The sequence below is a fragment of the Nonomuraea purpurea genome (assembly GCF_042650645.1).
Classification (GTDB): Bacteria; Actinomycetota; Actinomycetes; order Streptosporangiales; family Streptosporangiaceae; genus Nonomuraea; species Nonomuraea purpurea.
Window position 1 is genome coordinate 533,294 of sequence record NZ_JBHSBI010000001.1, and the last position, 15,620, is coordinate 548,913.

Here is a 15,620-nt window from a genome sequence, read left to right on the forward strand (position 1 = left end):
GGTGACCCGCTGATCATCTCGGTACAGAGCAGAGTTAGACTCCGTCGCGGGTCGCACCGGTAGATCTTGCGAAGCGTCTTTACATGATGGGTCCTCACTCGCCCCCCCCGGAGGTAGCCGCCCCCATGACCCGGTCCCGCGCACCGCAGAACCTGTTATCGCCCCTGGTGGCGCTCGCCGTCCTGCTCACGATGCTCCTCGTCCCGTTCGTCTCCCCGCCCGGGGCGGCGGCCGAACCCATGCGGGCTGCCGACACGCCCGCACCGTCGGCATCCGCCCGGCTCGACGACCCGGCGGCGCAGGCCCTGGAACGCCTGATCGGGACGGCGCGCGCCGAGCAGGTCACCCTGCGCACGATCGACAAGGGCACGGGCCGGGACCGGTTCCAGGTCTACGCCGAGGACGGCCGTCTCGTCGTCGCCGGCACGACCCCCGCGGTTCAGCTCACCGGCTTCGGCTACTACCTGCGCCAGGTGGCACACGCCGACATCGCGATCAACGGCTCCCAGGTCGATCTGCCGGAGAGCCTCCCGTTGCCCGCGGCTCCCATCGCCAAAGACTCCTCGGTGGACCATCGCTTCGCCCTCAACGACACCAACCAGGGCTACGCGGGGCCGTATCTGAGCTGGGAGGAGTGGCAGCGGCGGATCGACGTCCTGGCGCTGCACGGCGTCAACGAGGTGCTCGTCTACGAGGGGCAGGAGGCCGTCTACCAGCGGACCTTCATGGAGTTCGGCTACTCCGAGCAGCAGATGCGCGAGTGGATCCCGCAGCCGGGCCACCAGGCCTGGTGGCTGCTGCAGAACATGTGCTGCACCGACAGCCCGATCTCCCAGCAGCTCATCGACCAACGGGTTGAACTCGGCCGCAAGATGGCCGACCGCCTGCGCTCCCTGGGCATGGTTCCCGTGCTGCCCGGCTATTTCGGCACCGTGCCGACCGACTTCAAGGCACGCAATCCGGCGGCCAACACGGTCCCGCAGGGCACCTGGAACAAGCTCGAACGCCCCCACTGGCTCGACCCGACACATTCGATCTTCGCGCGCGTCGCGGCCACGTTCTACCGGGTGCAGACCGAGCTGTTCGGCCCCAGCACGATGTACAAGATGGATCTGCTGCACGAAGGCGGCAGAGCCGGCACGGTCAACGTCGCGCAGGCGTCGCAGGCGGTGCAGAAGGCCCTGAACACCGCCCACCCGGGGGCGATCTGGACGATCCTGGGATGGCAGAACAACCCGCTGCCGGCGACGCTGCAGGCCATCGACCGCAGCAAGATGTTCATCGTCGACGGCATCAGCGAGGAATCCGGCACCACCGACCGGGACAAGGACTTCTTCGGCACCGGGTACGCGTTCGGCACCATCTGGAACTTCGGCGGTCACGTCAACCTCGGCGCCAGGCTGACGGTGTGGAACGAGAAGTTCCACGACTGGCGGGCCAGGTCCGGCACGAAGATGAACGGCATCGCGCTGATGCCGGAGGCCATCGACAACAACCCGGCCGCGGTCGCGTTCTTCGCCGACCTGCCCTGGCAGGACGGTCCGGTCGACATGCGGCAGTGGTTCGACGAGTACGCCACCGCCCGGTACGGCGGTGACGATCCGCACGCCAAAGCGGCCTGGCGGATTCTGCTCGACACCGTCTACAGCTGGCCCGCCGGCGCCGACAGCCGGCACGTCACCGGTCTGTTCGACGACCAGCCCGGCCTGTCGAACACCGGCTACCCGCTGCAGTACGACATCGCCGCCTTCGACAAGGCGCTCGACGAACTCCTCCAGGTCGACCAGGGCCTGCGCGGTTCGGGCGCCTACCGCTACGACCTCGTCGACGTCGCCCGGCAGGTGCTGGCCAACCACAGCCGGCTGCAGCTGCCCAAGATCCGCGCCGCGTACCGCGCCAAAGACCTCGCCCGCTTCGAGCGCCTCACCGGCCAGTGGATGGACCGGATGCGGCTGATGGATCAGCTGCTGGGCACCGACGAGTACTTCCTGCTCGGCACGTGGCAGAAGGAGGCCCGCCGGCAGGCCGCCACTCCGGCCGAGGCGGCGACCCTGGACTACAACCTCAAGTCGCTGGTCACGCTCTGGGCCACCGGCGCCGAACTGCAGGACTACGCCCGTAGGGAGATGAACGGTCTCGTCGGGCAGTACTACGCGAAGCGCTGGCAGCTGTTCTTCGACAGTCTGAAGACCGCGCTGCGCGCGGGCAAGGAGTACCCCGCGAAGATCGACTGGATGGCCGTCGCCCAGGACTGGTCCAAGGCCGGCACCGACCTCGCCGCCGAGCCCCGGGGCGACGCCTACGCCGAAGCCGGCAAGGTGGCCGCACTGCCCGACGGCGCGGTGACCGTCGGGGTCGACCGCAAGGGCGTCAAGCCGGGTGAGGCCGTGCAGGTCACCGCCGTGTTCACCAACAACAACACGCTGCGGGCCACCGGTCAGGTGACGCTCCGGCTCGACGCCCCGCAGGGGTACCAGGTGCAGGCGACCTCCCCGAACGGCGCCGACAACCTCGCCCCGCGCGACAAGCTCACCGCGACGTGGACGGTGACCGTTCCCGCCGATGCGGCTCCGGGCGGGAGTCCGGCGCTCGACGTCACCGCCTCCTGGCGATCCGACGACATCGCCCAGGAGGACACGGCCTCGACCCGTCTGCTGGTCGCCGGAGCCGCGCCCGCCTCGTACCGGACGATGCGCAACACGCAGGCCGAATTCGCGCCCGTCAGCGGTGGGATCGCGATCGCGGCCAGTGGTGCCGACCTTTGGCGGGAGACCAACGAACTGGCCACCGCCTACCGTACGAACGCCCTGGCCGGCGGGCGGCAGCTCACGAGCACGGTGCAACGGCAGGACGGCGCGGCGGACTGGACCCGGTCCGGGCTGGTGGTGAGCGACAACCTGGGTACGCCCGGCTCCACCGGCTACGCCAACATTGCCGTCACGCCCGGTCGTGGCTGCGTGTTCAGCTGGGACTCCGACGGCAACGGGCAGTTCGACTCCTACACCCAGGTGGGCGGGTTCGCACCACCCGTGCGGGTCCGCATCGGCAAGTCCGGTGACCGGCTCACCGGCTCCTGCAGCAGCGACGGCAAGAACTGGGCGGTGGTCGGGTCGGCCCGCGTTCCGGGGGCCGCCGCCACGCTCGACGTCGGCCTGTTCGTCAGCGCGGCCAACCGGCACACCGGCCGGCAGGCCGTCGCCGTACTGACCGATCCCGCGTCGGCCGCGTCGACCGCACGCGACGGCTCGAACGACACGTTGCGGAGCCTCCGCAAACCGGTCACGGCGCTGAGCTCGGAGCCGAATCGGGGCCCCGAGCACGCCAACGACGGCAACCGGGCCAACTCGCCGTACTTCTCCGGCCAGATGGCCTGGGACACCACCTGGTGGAAGGTCGACCTGGGGGCGGTCAACAACATCTCCCGCGTCAACGTCCGCAACTATGTCGGGGGCGAGCGCTATTACGAGTACCGGCTGGAGGGCAGCCTCAACGGCACCACCTGGTACACCATCGGTGGCCGCCGAGGCCCTGCGGCCGCCACCGACGCCGGAGACACGATGACCACGGAGGCCAAGGCCCGGTACGTCCGGGTGGTTGGCACGCACAACACCGCAAACCTGGCGTTCCACCTCACTGAGGTCAGCGTGTACGGCACCCCGGCCTGATGGTTCCAAGGCGTGGACCCGGTCGCCAGGCCGGGTCCACGCCGCGCTTTTTCGGGATGTCATACGGGTTCACGGAAGCCCTCATCCAGCGCCACCCGGTGGGATCCGACGAGCTGCGGCCACCCGTCCGGGATCAGCCAGAACGTGTGGAGCATTCAGCGGCTCTCCTGACGCCGCTTCGCGCCATTGAACCGGCGCCGCTTCGCACTGACCGGCGCCATTTCGCGCCATGACCGGCCCCGGACGCGCCACCCGCGCGTCCGGGGCCGCGCCTCGATGCGGTCCGATTTATCGGAAATTTCGGCCATTGGGCGAGTTGAAACTTTCACTGGCCTGCCGCCCACCGGGAAAGCCCTTTCCGCTGCTCATCGACACCATTGACCAGGGTGCGACAGAGCGCAACAAACGCTGACAAGGCCCGTCATTTGTATGGCTTTATGCGGTCAGATACCGTCCCTCCACCGGGAGCTCTCCTACCAACCGGAAACCCCCGACCGGAACACGGAGACCGCACTATGTCCCATTTCGCACGCTGGGCGAAACGCGCCCTGGCCCTGCTGATGTCCATGACGGTGATCTTCGCGATCTCCTTCACCGAGACCGCCTCGGCACACGGCACGGTCACCGACCCGTCGACCCGCAACTACGGCTGCTGGCTGCGCTGGGGCAACGACTTCCAGAACCCCGCCATGCAACAGCAGGACCCCATGTGCTGGCAGGCATGGCAGGACAACACGAACGCCATGTGGAACTGGAACGGGCTCTACCGCGACAACGTCGCCGGCCAGCACCAGACCGTCATCCCCAACGGCCAGCTCTGCAGCGCCGGACGGAGCCAGGACGGCCGCTACCGCTCCATGGACACGCCCGGCGCGTGGAAGACGACGAGCCTGCCCGCCACGTTCAACATCCGCCTGACCGACCAGGCCCTGCACGGCGCGGACTACATCCGGGTCTACATCACCCGCCAGGGCTACAACGCCCAGACCACGGCCCTCGGCTGGAACCACCTGGAACTCGTCCGCGAGACCGGCCGGTACGCGCCGAACGGCACGTACATGATCAATGACATCAACAAGGGGTCGCGTACCGGGCACCACGTGATCTACACGATCTGGAAAGCCTCGCACATGGACCAGACGTACTACCTCTGCAGCGACGTCACCTTCTGACCAAGCGCCCCCGCCGGACGCACCGCGTGTCCGGCGGGGGCGACGTCGCGAACGAGGCCAGTTGGACGCGCGTAGGGCGGTGTTGTGAGCGAGGGCCCAAAGCGCGCCGCAAATCGATCAGTTCATCGGCCAGGCGTACTCGAACTCGGAGAGTTCAAAACCCTGCTCGAAACGGCACATCCGCTCGTCCGTACGGCGAGCGCCGTGTCGTTCGTAAAGGCGATGGCTCGCGTGTTCGCACTGAGCACCTCCAGATAAACCTCCCTGCAGGGGTGCTCGTCCGCCGCCCACGCCAGCCCTCGCCGCAGCAGTTGCGTTCCGGTGCCTGAGCCGGTGCTCCCCGGCCGACGTGAAGGTTGTCAAGCAGGATCCGCCCACCGGGAGCCGGAAGCAGGTAGACAAAGCCGAGCAGCTCTCCATCGCCGTCGTGAGCGACGAACAGCCCCGATCCCGCACAGGCGAAGCCAGCCGTTCCCGCCACAGCGTCAACCGGTCATCGGTCAGGGGCCCGTTCAAGAACCTGTCGGGCATGGTCCCCGCATACGCCCAACGCGCCAACTGTCCACGTGCAGAGCAACGATAGGGACAACGTCGTCAATCTTGCCGTTTCTTATTTGCATGGAGCGCAGAGCATCCCATACGGGAACGGGCTGGCCTCGAGGTGAGGTTCGGGGACCACCCCGACGTACCTTAGGTGTGCCTGACGCGCGTGGTCAGTCGCCTGGCTGAGCCCAGGGTGATCGTCTCACCCGTGAGCCGGACGACCGCGCGCAGCGGCGGCTCCTCGGTCGACGGGCCGCGGTCAGGGTGATCGCCCCGGGTTGGACGATTCTGCGCAGGAGTAGATCTGGTCTGGGGTTTCCAGGCGGCCATAAAGATCGCTCCCCGGCCAGTGGATGATCGTTTCCGGGTTTCAAACGGGAATGATCGCGCCGAACTGCCAACCGGGGGACGCGCCATCGGTGTGGCCGTAAGGGATGATTGCCATCCGTGACGCGTCGGTAACCGGGTGCCCGGGCGGAAGTGGTTCGCCTGCCAGTGTCAAAGAGGGAAGCAAGTCGGCCGTCCAGTCGATGTGTGGCGCTCCGTCGTCCCCGATCTGCAGATGCGGTGTGAGATCGATGTTGGCCAGTAGTTCTCCTTGCTCGAACATCGCCAATTCGACCGATCCGCAGTCGCCATCTCCGTCCTGGAGGACTGCTTTGAGGCGAGCAGCGAGATGATGGTCGCAGGTCCAGCGCAGGACATCGAGATCAGCGGTGACCACGGTGTCCGTTACGACGTCGCCATGCAGGGGGTCGGCATCGTATGCGATCTCCAGCAGGTACCAACTGAACCTGCAATGACTGGGTCGGCCGTGGTCCCTTTCCACAGGTATCTGTTCGGCCCAGCGGATTTCGGTGCGCAATGTCTGGAACCGCCTCGACCATTCAACGGCCTCTGGGTGCTGCTGCCAACGCAAGGCGGTGGCGAGCAACCCCACGGCGAGGGAATCGCCTGGATCGATCGAGACTGCCTGTCGTGCTGCGGTAACCATCCCCTCCAGCAGTCGGCGTCCTTCGGAGTCGGAGTCCGACAACGGAGGCTGGTAGATCGGGTGCTCGATGAGGTGAGCTGTCCAGTCCGCCTCACGGACCGCCAGCAGGCCGACTGCGGCCGACGCGTCCGTCGGGTCAGTCCGCAACACGTGTTCCAGCAACCGCACGGCCTCGTCGTGCCGTGCTTGAATTGCCGTCCCCCAGATCTCCTCGGGTTCCTCCGCCTCTTCGTCGTCGATCTCGTCGACCCAGTCACCGTCATATGGGTCATGGGCTCGCATTTCGCGCACCTGCCACAGCAACAGCGCGGCCAGCAGTCTGGCCGTGCCGCGATCGCCGGGGTCCAGATCCCGCGCCTGTCGGAGCCAGGACTCGGCCGGTGTTTGCCGTCCGGAACGGGGGTCATCGAACAGGTCGACGGTGTTCCACTCGGGGATGAAGCTGTGCAGCCATCCCAGTTGCGCGGCGGCTGTCGCATGACCGGCCTCGGCGGCGGTACGGAGCAGCTCGCAATATTCGTCAATGTGCCCTTCGCGCTTGAGACGTCCTGCCCGGCTCATGATGACTTGGAGGTTCTGATCCTGCGGCATGCCAGGATAGTAATGATCGACTTCCGATCACGCGACGAGAACGATGGTCGCCGGCCCGGATACACCGGTTACCTCGGTGAAGATCACTCCGCGTGATCGTCACCTCATATTCGCCGCAATAACGTGCCCCATATGCTTCGGAACATGGGGCTCACCTCTGGCTGCACTGACCATGGCGGCGAGAGGCACCGACGCCCCTCGCGTGGCGACCACGACGGATCCCCTGAATGCGAATGCGGCAGTTAGAGGTGCAGGGGCGAAGCAATCGGCCACAGCGTCACGCGCAGCGGGTGCGGGCGGTTGGACCGCGTCCTTGCGGAGTCTCGACGTACGCTTCGACGTAGACGCAGCCGTGCGTGGTCAGCAGCATGTTGCCGTAGCTCGATGAGTACTCACCGCGGTACACGCTCGGCGCGGAGACGCCATCGGCTGGGCGGTAGGCGGTGATGTGGACCGCCCGTTCTGGGCTGTGCGGTCCCAGGACGAGCGCCCAACTCGCGGTGCAGGCCGCCTGGTGGCGTAGCCGCAGCCGGCCGAATTCCGTGCCGTTGGGTAGGTGAACCGCCACGTCGTCCAGCGTGATGACCTGGGCGACGACGTCGGGTGAGCCGCAGCCCGACCGGATGGGGTCCATCGCGTCGGCCGGCGCCCCGGGGACGGGGAGTTGCTCGCTCAGCGCACGCCATCGCGTGGGCGTTCGGCTCGGCTCCGGGGCGCGGGAAGATTGTGTACCGAGCGTGGTGGACCAGACGACGGCACCGGCGATGAAGAGCAGGACCGCGCCCGACAACAGGGCGAGCATCCACCGGGCCCGGGGTGTGAGCCGCTCCTGGCGAAATCGGCGCGCGGACGGATGGGATTCACCTTCGTCTGGCGGGTCCCCGGGGAGGTCCGTCCGTGTCACGGGTTCACCTGACGGGTGACCCGCCGTAAGCCACGCCGAGCGCCATCCGGCCGGGTCGTCGCCACACGCCTGCACGAAGGATTCGACCACCTCCCAGGACGGCAGTTCGCGCCCAGCCTCGGCCTTTGACAATGTGCTGTGAGCGTAGCCGGCGCGGTCGGACAGTTGCCGTATCGTCATGTGGCTCTGCGCGCGTAAAGCACGCAGGCGTATGGCGAAACGTTCGACTTCGGTGACGCCGGATAACGGCTGCTGCTTCCGTCCCATCGTCTCGCCCTCTGCTCAGGTGCGCGTTTGGACGATTATCCTCCAGGGGCCCCGCGCCCACCAGCCAACCGTTCGCCCTGGTCACGGGCCCGGCGAGATTGGTCGATTGTTCATCATTGTTCACGTTGGGCGCTTGCCGCTTTCGTTCGGGCGGGCGGCCGACAAAAGTATGGGGAGTCAAAACAACCGCCGCGAACACGCGGTTCGCCCATCAGGAAAAGGGCGGCGCAGCAGCATGCGTTCAAGGATCGCGAGTGGAATCTCTTCAGTGACAACTGCTCACACCACCCGAACCTACCCACCCATCGAAGCAGAGGAATCGGCTGTGTTGTCCTCCACGATCAGACGGGCGTGGTCCGTCGTGTCCCTGACCATCCTGGTGAGCGTCGGCACAGGTCTGAGCACGGCCGACGCCGCGACGTACCGTGTGACCGGAGCGGACTCGCGAGGGCTGGCCATTCAGAGCGAACCGCGCGTCGGCCACGTCATCCGGTACGTCCCCAACGGGACCGCGCTCAATGTGGCCTGCCAGATCAACGACGGCGGTCAGGTGGACGGCAAGGTGCACAAGGGCAGGCCCTTCACCACCTGGGACCGGCTGTCTGACGGCACCTGGGTCTACGACTGGTACATGTCCACACCCACCGTCGGCGCCGACGGCTATTCCCCCGGGGTCAAGCGATGCGGCGCCACGTCCGGTGTTCCGCCGGTCGCCGCCGGCTGTGTCGACTGGCCCGCCTCCAAGTTCCTGCAGACTCCTCTCACGCGAGCGGCCAACAGCGGCGCCGGTTACGCGTGGCAGAACGGAAGCTACTACGACGAGGGCTTCCACAAGGGTTGCGGATCGGCAACCACGATGAATCAACACTACGCGCTGGACCTCGGCATGAAGCTGGGCGACCCCGTACTGGCACCAGGCGGCGCCGGGACCGTTGAATACGCCGGCTGGGCGCCCAGCGACTGGCGGACCTGCGGGAAGTACGTGGTCATCGACCACGGCGGCGGCTGGTGGAGCGTGGTCTGCCACCTCGACCAGGTGAAGGTCAGAACCGGACAGACGATCACCGACAACACCATCGTGGGGACCGTTGGCGGCACCGGCGGATTCGCTCCGCACCTGCACTTCTCCCTGATGCGCAACGCCAAGATCACACCGAGCGGCGGCGTGTACGGCGGGCAGAGCGCCCGGCCACGCCACATGCGCCACCTGGGGTGCACCGCAGGCCATTACGACCACATCACCAAGGGCCAGAAGGTCTGCCACTGACCATCGGCATCACGCGCGCGAGTGGACACAGGAGCCGGCAGTCGCGGTCACCGTTCTTGCATGGGCCAGTTGTGGCCAAGAACGGGCCGCGACTGCCGGCTCCTCGCCATGCCCCGCCGATCTTCACTAGACTTGCCTGCCATGGGTGCTGAGGCAGGCATGCACTTCGGCCCGGTCGGTGAGCTGGCCGGGCAGGTCGACGAGGCGCGCACTGCCGTGGAGGAGGGACGCCGGGCGCTGGCCGAGGGGCCCGGGGCCGTCACCTACGCGCCGGTGCCCGTCGTGCCGGGGTCCAACGCGTTCGGCAACACCTCGAAGGCGACGGTGACGGGATCGGCGCACGCGGATGTGCAGGCGGCCGCGGACAACCTCGCGGAGATCCTCATCGGGGTGCTCGATTCCGACGGCGAGCGGATTCGCCGGGTCATCAGGGCGTTCAAGGAGCTCGAAGACGACGTGGCGGATCGCATCTTCGCGGGTGCCAGGCAGGGGTTCGGTGTCTACAGCGCTCATGTTCACAGCCACGGGCTGCATGAATACGATGACTTCGTCCGCACTGGGCAGATCGACCGGCTGCACGAGGCGATGAACGGCGGGCCGTCGCTGCTGGGCGGTGACCTCAACGTGGTCACCAACGACGGCGTCAACCCGAAGAACAACAGCTCCGGCGACGCCATCAACGCCTTCGCCCAGGAGGGCTACACGGTCTACTCGGGGGCGACCGACGAAAACGGCGACGTCGTCGGCACCTCGCCTTCCGGCAGTCGCATCGACCACGTGGCCGGTTCGCCCGCGTTCATCATGGACCAGCCCCGACTGATGGACGGCGCCACCTCCGACCACGACGGCCAGGTGGTCGACGTGCAGGTGCCGGACTGGTAGGCCGCTCAGCGCGGCCTGATCTGCACGTCCGTCGCGGCGGCGGAGCGTCCTTCGCCGTCCTGGATGCTTCGGTCGCCCCCGCCCGGCTGGTTGGCCGGCAGCGGGATCTCGCCGCCGTCCACGTCGAGCTTGACGCCGTTGCTGCCCTCCGCGCCCGCGATGACATCCCCTTCCCGGACGAGTACGGCATTGCCGAACGAGGCGTTCAACCTGTCACCGAGGATGGGGAAGTTGTCGCTGGCTTGGTACTTCGTGCTCGCCTCCGTGTACCTGACCTCCCAGGAGTCGCCCGTACGGCTTTCGAGCTCTCTTTCCAGGCTCCCGAGGTCGTGCTCGAAGACCTCCTGCACCGTGGCGATGTCCGCATCCTGGCTGGCGATCGCCTGCGCGATGGCATTCATGTCCCGGGAGTCGGTGCCGGCCGAGTCGCCGGGTGAGTTGCCCGCGCCCTGGCCGACGTTGAGGTTGACCAGGCGTACCGAACGAGGCTTCCACTGCTCGGCTATCAGGTCGAACTGCCGGCGGTAGAAGTCCAGGTCCTGCCGCTTCTCCTCAAGCACCGTGTCCACCCGCCGGCGGATCTCCTCGGCCACCGAGATCGAGCCGTTGACCAGGCTCGTCTGGTCGGCGTCGGCCGGCCGGAACGTCACGGTCTCGGCGTCGGCGCTCGAGGGCACCGCACTGAGCTTGTCACGCTCGTCATCGAGGAGCCCCTGCTGCACCCGGAGCGTCGTGGCCGTCAGATCGAGCACCTGCGCGATGTTGTCCGCCCACGCGCCGGCCCGCTCGATGTCGTCGGCCAGCCGTTTGCGGTAGTCATTGAACGCATCGGCGGTGTCGCCCGTCCAGTGCTCCTTGGAGAACACCGCTCCTGCCGCGCTGGTGATCTTCTCCTCCGCGCCGCTTACCTTGGAGCCGAGGCTCCGCCAGGTGCCGGCCAGCAGCTCCAGCCGCCCCGGGTCGGCCCGTAAATCCCACACGTCCGAGGTGGTGATGGACGCCTGGCTGGTCTCAGTGGTCTCACTGGTTGGCTCCGGTGCCATGGAGATCACCCTTACATCAAGGCAGCATGACGCGCAAGATCCCCGGTCAGCCGGAGCCGGACGTGCTGGGTCGCGCCCTCAGGGCGGGCGTCAGGGGAGGGGGCGGGTGGAGGCGCGTATGGCCAGCTCGATCGGGTGCACGCGTTCCGTCCCCATCGGTGCGGCTCCGGACAGCAGCTCGAAGAGCAGTTCCGCGCAGCTTGCCCCCGCCTCGCGTGGGCGCAGGTCGATGGCGGTGATCGGCGGGTCGGCCTGACGTGTGCCCGCGTTGTCGACGCATGAGGCGAGCAGCACGCCGGCTCCCGCCTCCCGCAGCAGGGGCGCGACCTCGGCGGCCGCCCCCGCGGGGGCGCACACCAGCGCGTCCGGCCGTTCGCCGGCCACCGAGAGCAGGGCGCGGGTGGCGGCGCGGACCTCGTCGCCGGTCGCGTCGAACGACACCCGCCGCACCAGCGGTGTCACCCCGCCCGCCACGCACCAGCCCAGGTAGCCCCGGTGGACGTTGGCCGCCCAGTCGCTCTCGTCGCCGGCCACGATCAGCGCCGGCCTGGACGCGCCCGACTCGCGCAGGTGGTCGAGCAGGCGGGCGAGCATCGCGGCGTGCTGCGACCACACGACCCCGTCGGCCTGCCGGTCGCCGGGGAAGCGCTCGCACGAGACGGTCGGCAGCCCTGTCGCCATCAAGCCCTCGACCACCGGGTCGCCGCCGAGCGGGTCGCCGAGCACCAGGCCGTCCACGCGTGGGGGGCGCGTGCGCCGCTGGCCCGAGGTGATCAGCGTGACGTCGTAGTCGTGCCGCGCCGCCTGCTCGACCACGCCGAAGACGAACGACATGTAGTAGGACGAGCGGGTCAGGACCTCGGGCACGTGCAGGCCGATGGTGCCGGTGCTGGCCCTGCGCAGGTGGCGGGCCGAGCCGTTGGGCACGTACCCGAGCCGCTCGGCGACCCGCGCGACCGCCTCCCGTGTCGTCTCCGAGACCCGCCCGGAGCCGCGCAACGCGTCGGAGGCCGTCGTCTTGGACACCCCCGCCTCCTTGGCGACGGTGAGGATCGTGACCGGCTCGTCTGCTGCTTGCACGCCCCGATGGTAGTCGTCCCTTCCCGCCTCTCCGGCCGCCCGGTGCTCGGACGTTTCGGTAAACGGTCTGTTTCGCGTGCCCTCTGGGTCTTGTCTCGGGCGCTTCACGCAATTAAGTTAGCCGAAACTTGCCGGAACGTTCCGGCAAGCAGAAAGGGGCGGAACGTTGCACCTGGCCACCGGGAAGCACCCCGCAGGGACAACCGCACCCGCTGGGACGAACTGCCGCTCGTCTCCGGCGCGGTGATCTACGACTTCTCCACCAGGGACACCGCCGTCTATCCCGATGCCGAGCTGGGCAGGGCAGCGCTGCGCAACGCCGTCGAGGGCAGCTTCCCGGTGGGCCGGTGCGGCGCGGGCCGCACGGCCAGCGCCGGCAAGGTGGACTTCGGGCGGGCCGAGTTCGCCGGGCAGGGCGCCGCGTTCGGCGTCTACGGCGAGGCCAAGGTGCTGGTGGCGACCGTGGTCAACGCCGTGGGCGCCGTGGTGGACCGCGACGGCGCGATCGTGCGCGGCAACTACCACGAGGGGGATGGCCTACGCCGCCACCCGCGCGAGGACTACGCCGCCGCCGTCGGCGACCCGGCCCCGCCGGTCATGGGCAACACCACGCTGACCGTGCTGGTCACCAACGTGAAGCTGTCCGACGTCGAGCTGCTCCAGGTCGGCCGCCAGGTTCACAGCTCCATGCACCGGGGCATCCAGCCGTTCCACACGATGAACGACGGCGACGTGCTGTTCGCGATGACCACCGACGAGGTCGATCTCGCGGGCGTCAAGCCGACGGGCCTGGGAACGCTGGCCTCCGAGGTCGCCTGGGACGCCATCCTGAGCGCGGTGGAGTGAGGATGCCCTACTTCCCCGCATCCAGCGAAAGGTTCGCCGCTCTGCCGCCCGGGGTAGTGGCCTTGCGCAGACAATCCGCGGCTCGCTGGCCTGCTCCTAGAACTCATCAGGAGGGTTCATGACCTTTCCCGTGTTCATTTCCACGCAGACCGAGCCCCGTGCCCGTGGCAAGGAGCTCGGCACCCACCAGCGCAAGCAGATCACCGCAAACCTGGCCGGCTACTCCGACCTGTTCGCGGCCGCGGGAGCCGGCCCCGCACAGGTCAGGATGTGGGGAGAGCGGGCGCTCGACCGCGCCGCCGACTGGGCGCCCGCCCTGGCCGACGAGATCGCCGGGATCGCCGCGGGCGCGGGCCTGGAACCATGGCAGGTCGCCGTGGTCAACGCCCGTACCGAGATCCTGGCCGCGATCGACGCGACCGGCGAGGGGGAGTGCTCGACCTCCGTCGTGCTGCCGGGGGCCGGCCGGCCGCCGCGCACGGTGCAGACCTGGGACTGGCACGACCACCTGCGCGACGCCCCCATGCTCTGGGAGCTCGAACCCAGGCCGGGGCACGTGGTCAGGACGTTCACCGAGGCCGGGGCGCTGGCCAAGATCGGCGTCAACAGCGCGGGGCTCGGCATCCACTTCAACATCCTGCGTCACGACTCCGACAGCGCCGACCTCGGCGTGCCCGTGCACCTGATCGCCCGCAGGATCCTCGACGAGGCGGCCAGCGTCGAGGAGGCCGTCGGCGTCGCCCGCTCGGCGAAGGTCTCGGCCTCGACCGTCATCACGGCCGTGACCATGCGGGAGGCGGCGGCCATCGAGATCTCCCCGGCGGGCGTGGCGGCCATCCCGCCCGACCCCGGCGGCGTCCTGCTGCACTGCAACCACTTCCTGGACGCCGCGCTGGCGGTGGGGGAGCGGCACGCCACCGAGCGGCCCTTCACCTACGTCAGGCACCAGCACCTGCGCGACCACGTCAAGGGGCTGTCCGACGAGGACCTCACCGCGCGGGCGCTGGCCATGCTCAGCCACGGCCCCGACGACGCGCCCGTCTGCGCCCACCCTGACTTCACGCAGCCGCTCAATCAGCGGTGGGAGACGCTGGCCACGATCGGCCTCGATCTGCCGGCCGGGCGGATGCGGGTGCACCAGGGCGGGCCCTGCCAGGTCGCCGAGGAGACCTGGCAGACGTTCTAGGTGTCACTTGAACGCGGCGATCCCGGTCAGCGCCTTGCCGATGACCAGGGAGTGGATCTCGGAGGTGCCCTCGTAGGTCAGCACCGACTCCAGGTTCACCGCGTGCCTGATGACCGGGTACTCCAGGGTGATGCCGCTCGCGCCGAGCAGCGTGCGGCACTTCCTGGCGATCTCCAGGGCCTCGCGGACGTTGTTGAGCTTGCCGACGCTCACCTGCTCGGCCGTGATCGTGCCGGCTTCCTTCAGCCGCCCCAGGTGCACCGCGAGCAGCAGGCCCTTGCCCAGTTCCAGCGCCATGTCGGCGAGCTTTTCCTGGGTGAGCTGGTAGGAGGAGAGCGGCTTGGCGAACACCTCGCGCTCGCCGGTGTAGGCGATGGTCGTCTCCAGGCAGTCCAGGGCCGCCCCCATCGCCCCGAACACGATCCCGAACCTGGCCTCGTTCAGGCAGCCGAGCGGCCCGGACAGGCCCCTGGCACCGGGCAGCATGGCCCCGTCGGGCAGCCGGACGCCGTCCAGCACCAGTTCGCTCGTCACGCTCGCGCGCAGAGAGATCTTGTGCTTGACGTCGTTGACGGTGAATCCCGGCGTGCCCGCCGGCACCAGGAAGCCCCTGATCCCCTCGTCGGTGCGCGCCCACACCACCGCCACGTCCGACACCGAGCCGTTGGTGATCCACATCTTGGTGCCGTCGAGCACCCAGTCGCCGCCCTGGCGCCTGGCCGTGGTGCGCATGCCGCCGGGGTCGGAGCCGAAGTCGGGCTCGGTGAGGCCGAAGCAGCCGATGAGCTCGCCGGTCGCCATCGCGGGCAGCCACTGCTGCTTCTGCTCCTCGCTGCCGTATTTCCAGATCGCGTACATGGCCAGCGAGCCCTGCACCGACACCAGGCTGCGCAGCCCGGAGTCGGCGGCCTCCAGCTCCAGGCAGGCCAGGCCGTAGGAGAGCGCGCCCATGCCGGCGCAGCCGTAGCCGTCCAGGTGCATGCCGAGCACGCCGACCGCGCCGAGGGTCCTGGCCAGCTCGCGGGCGGGCAGTTCTCCGGCCTCGAACCAGCCGGCGACGTGCGGCCTGATCTCCTTGTCGCAGACGCGCCTGACCGTGGTCCTGATCTCGCGCTCTTCCTCGGTCAGCAGCGTGTCCAGGGCGAAGAGCGCGGTCGGGGCGATCATCCGTCCGTCCTCC

General features: G+C 68.6%; 11 protein-coding genes and 2 pseudogenes. 6 read left to right on the forward strand and 7 right to left on the reverse strand.

Annotated features, from left to right (window positions below):
• The first annotated feature begins 125 nt into the window (after nt 1-125).
• Together ACFOY2_RS02535 and ACFOY2_RS02540 are read left to right on the forward strand one after the other, a co-directional pair.
• Entirely contained in the window at nt 126-3,665 is a 3,540-nt protein-coding gene (locus tag ACFOY2_RS02535; RefSeq protein ID WP_379526244.1) for an alpha-N-acetylglucosaminidase TIM-barrel domain-containing protein, read from the forward strand.
• A 515-nt stretch (nt 3,666-4,180) separates the two neighbouring features.
• The gene (locus tag ACFOY2_RS02540; RefSeq protein WP_379526245.1) at nt 4,181-4,837 is read left to right on the forward strand and encodes a lytic polysaccharide monooxygenase auxiliary activity family 9 protein; all 657 of its coding nucleotides are present in this window, start codon (nt 4,181-4,183) and stop codon (nt 4,835-4,837) included.
• A gap of 122 nt (nt 4,838-4,959) precedes the next feature.
• Here the strand turns inward: ACFOY2_RS02540 and ACFOY2_RS02545 are convergent.
• The 4 genes and pseudogenes from ACFOY2_RS02545 to ACFOY2_RS02560 form a co-directional block, all read right to left on the reverse strand.
• Nucleotides 4,960-5,169: pseudogene (locus tag ACFOY2_RS02545) on the reverse strand (GNAT family N-acetyltransferase); the annotation flags it as partial.
• 581 nt (nt 5,170-5,750) lie between these two features.
• Nucleotides 5,751-6,965, reverse strand: coding sequence for a hypothetical protein (locus ACFOY2_RS02550; RefSeq protein ID WP_379526246.1), 1,215 nt, complete (start codon nt 6,963-6,965; stop codon nt 5,751-5,753).
• 277 nt (nt 6,966-7,242) lie between these two features.
• Nucleotides 7,243-7,869 carry a hypothetical protein gene (locus tag ACFOY2_RS02555; RefSeq protein ID WP_379526454.1) on the reverse strand — a complete coding sequence of 209 codons (627 nt, stop codon included), beginning with the start codon at nt 7,867-7,869 and terminating at the stop codon, nt 7,243-7,245.
• 60 nt (nt 7,870-7,929) lie between these two features.
• Nucleotides 7,930-8,136: pseudogene (locus ACFOY2_RS02560) on the reverse strand (helix-turn-helix domain-containing protein); the annotation flags it as partial.
• Between the two features lie 325 nt (nt 8,137-8,461).
• On the opposite strand from ACFOY2_RS02560, the gene ACFOY2_RS02565 reads away from it, so the two are divergent.
• Both ACFOY2_RS02565 and ACFOY2_RS02570 read left to right on the forward strand, forming a co-directional pair.
• Nucleotides 8,462-9,403: a peptidoglycan DD-metalloendopeptidase family protein gene (locus tag ACFOY2_RS02565; RefSeq protein ID WP_379526247.1), complete on the forward strand. Its 942-nt coding sequence runs from the start codon at nt 8,462-8,464 to the stop codon at nt 9,401-9,403.
• Between the two features lie 141 nt (nt 9,404-9,544).
• Complete coding sequence (locus tag ACFOY2_RS02570; protein ID WP_379526248.1) at nt 9,545-10,285, forward strand: endonuclease/exonuclease/phosphatase family protein; 741 nt, start codon at nt 9,545-9,547, stop codon at nt 10,283-10,285.
• 5 nt (nt 10,286-10,290) lie between these two features.
• On the opposite strand, the gene ACFOY2_RS02575 is transcribed toward ACFOY2_RS02570, so the two are convergent.
• Nucleotides 10,291-11,328, reverse strand: coding sequence for a WXG100 family type VII secretion target (locus ACFOY2_RS02575; RefSeq protein WP_379526249.1), 1,038 nt, complete (start codon nt 11,326-11,328; stop codon nt 10,291-10,293).
• A gap of 90 nt (nt 11,329-11,418) precedes the next feature.
• Nucleotides 11,419-12,408 (reverse strand): LacI family DNA-binding transcriptional regulator, encoded by a 990-nt coding sequence (locus ACFOY2_RS02580; RefSeq protein ID WP_379526250.1) that lies wholly within the window; start codon nt 12,406-12,408, stop codon nt 11,419-11,421.
• Nucleotides 12,409-12,414: 6 nt separating this feature from the next.
• Here ACFOY2_RS02580 and ACFOY2_RS02585 point away from each other — a divergent pair, with 6 nt between their 5' ends.
• Together ACFOY2_RS02585 and ACFOY2_RS02590 are read left to right on the forward strand one after the other, a co-directional pair.
• Nucleotides 12,415-13,254, forward strand: a complete 840-nt coding sequence (locus tag ACFOY2_RS02585; RefSeq protein ID WP_379526251.1) for a P1 family peptidase — start codon at nt 12,415-12,417, stop codon at nt 13,252-13,254.
• A gap of 118 nt (nt 13,255-13,372) precedes the next feature.
• The gene (locus ACFOY2_RS02590) at nt 13,373-14,440 is read left to right on the forward strand and encodes a C45 family autoproteolytic acyltransferase/hydolase (RefSeq protein ID WP_379526252.1); all 1,068 of its coding nucleotides are present in this window, start codon (nt 13,373-13,375) and stop codon (nt 14,438-14,440) included.
• A gap of 3 nt (nt 14,441-14,443) precedes the next feature.
• Here the strand turns inward: ACFOY2_RS02590 and ACFOY2_RS02595 are convergent, their stop codons facing one another.
• On the reverse strand, nt 14,444-15,607 hold the full coding sequence (locus tag ACFOY2_RS02595) for an acyl-CoA dehydrogenase family protein (RefSeq protein WP_379526253.1): 1,164 nt from the start codon (nt 15,605-15,607) through the stop codon (nt 14,444-14,446).
• Nucleotides 15,608-15,620 lie beyond the last annotated feature (13 nt).

Coding starts and splice junctions, on each gene's coding strand:
- ACFOY2_RS02575 (WP_379526249.1), bottom strand. CDS start 11,328: ATGGCACCGGAGCCAACCAGTGAGACCACTGAGACCAGCCAGGCGTCC.
- ACFOY2_RS02595 (WP_379526253.1), bottom strand. CDS start 15,607: ATGATCGCCCCGACCGCGCTCTTCGCCCTGGACACGCTGCTGACCGAG.
- ACFOY2_RS02585 (WP_379526251.1), top strand. CDS start 12,415: ATGGTAGTCGTCCCTTCCCGCCTCTCCGGCCGCCCGGTGCTCGGACGT.
- ACFOY2_RS02590 (WP_379526252.1), top strand. CDS start 13,373: ATGACCTTTCCCGTGTTCATTTCCACGCAGACCGAGCCCCGTGCCCGT.
- ACFOY2_RS02570 (WP_379526248.1), top strand. CDS start 9,545: ATGGGTGCTGAGGCAGGCATGCACTTCGGCCCGGTCGGTGAGCTGGCC.
- ACFOY2_RS02535 (WP_379526244.1), top strand. CDS start 126: ATGACCCGGTCCCGCGCACCGCAGAACCTGTTATCGCCCCTGGTGGCG.
- ACFOY2_RS02540 (WP_379526245.1), top strand. CDS start 4,181: ATGTCCCATTTCGCACGCTGGGCGAAACGCGCCCTGGCCCTGCTGATG.
- ACFOY2_RS02550 (WP_379526246.1), bottom strand. CDS start 6,965: ATGCCGCAGGATCAGAACCTCCAAGTCATCATGAGCCGGGCAGGACGT.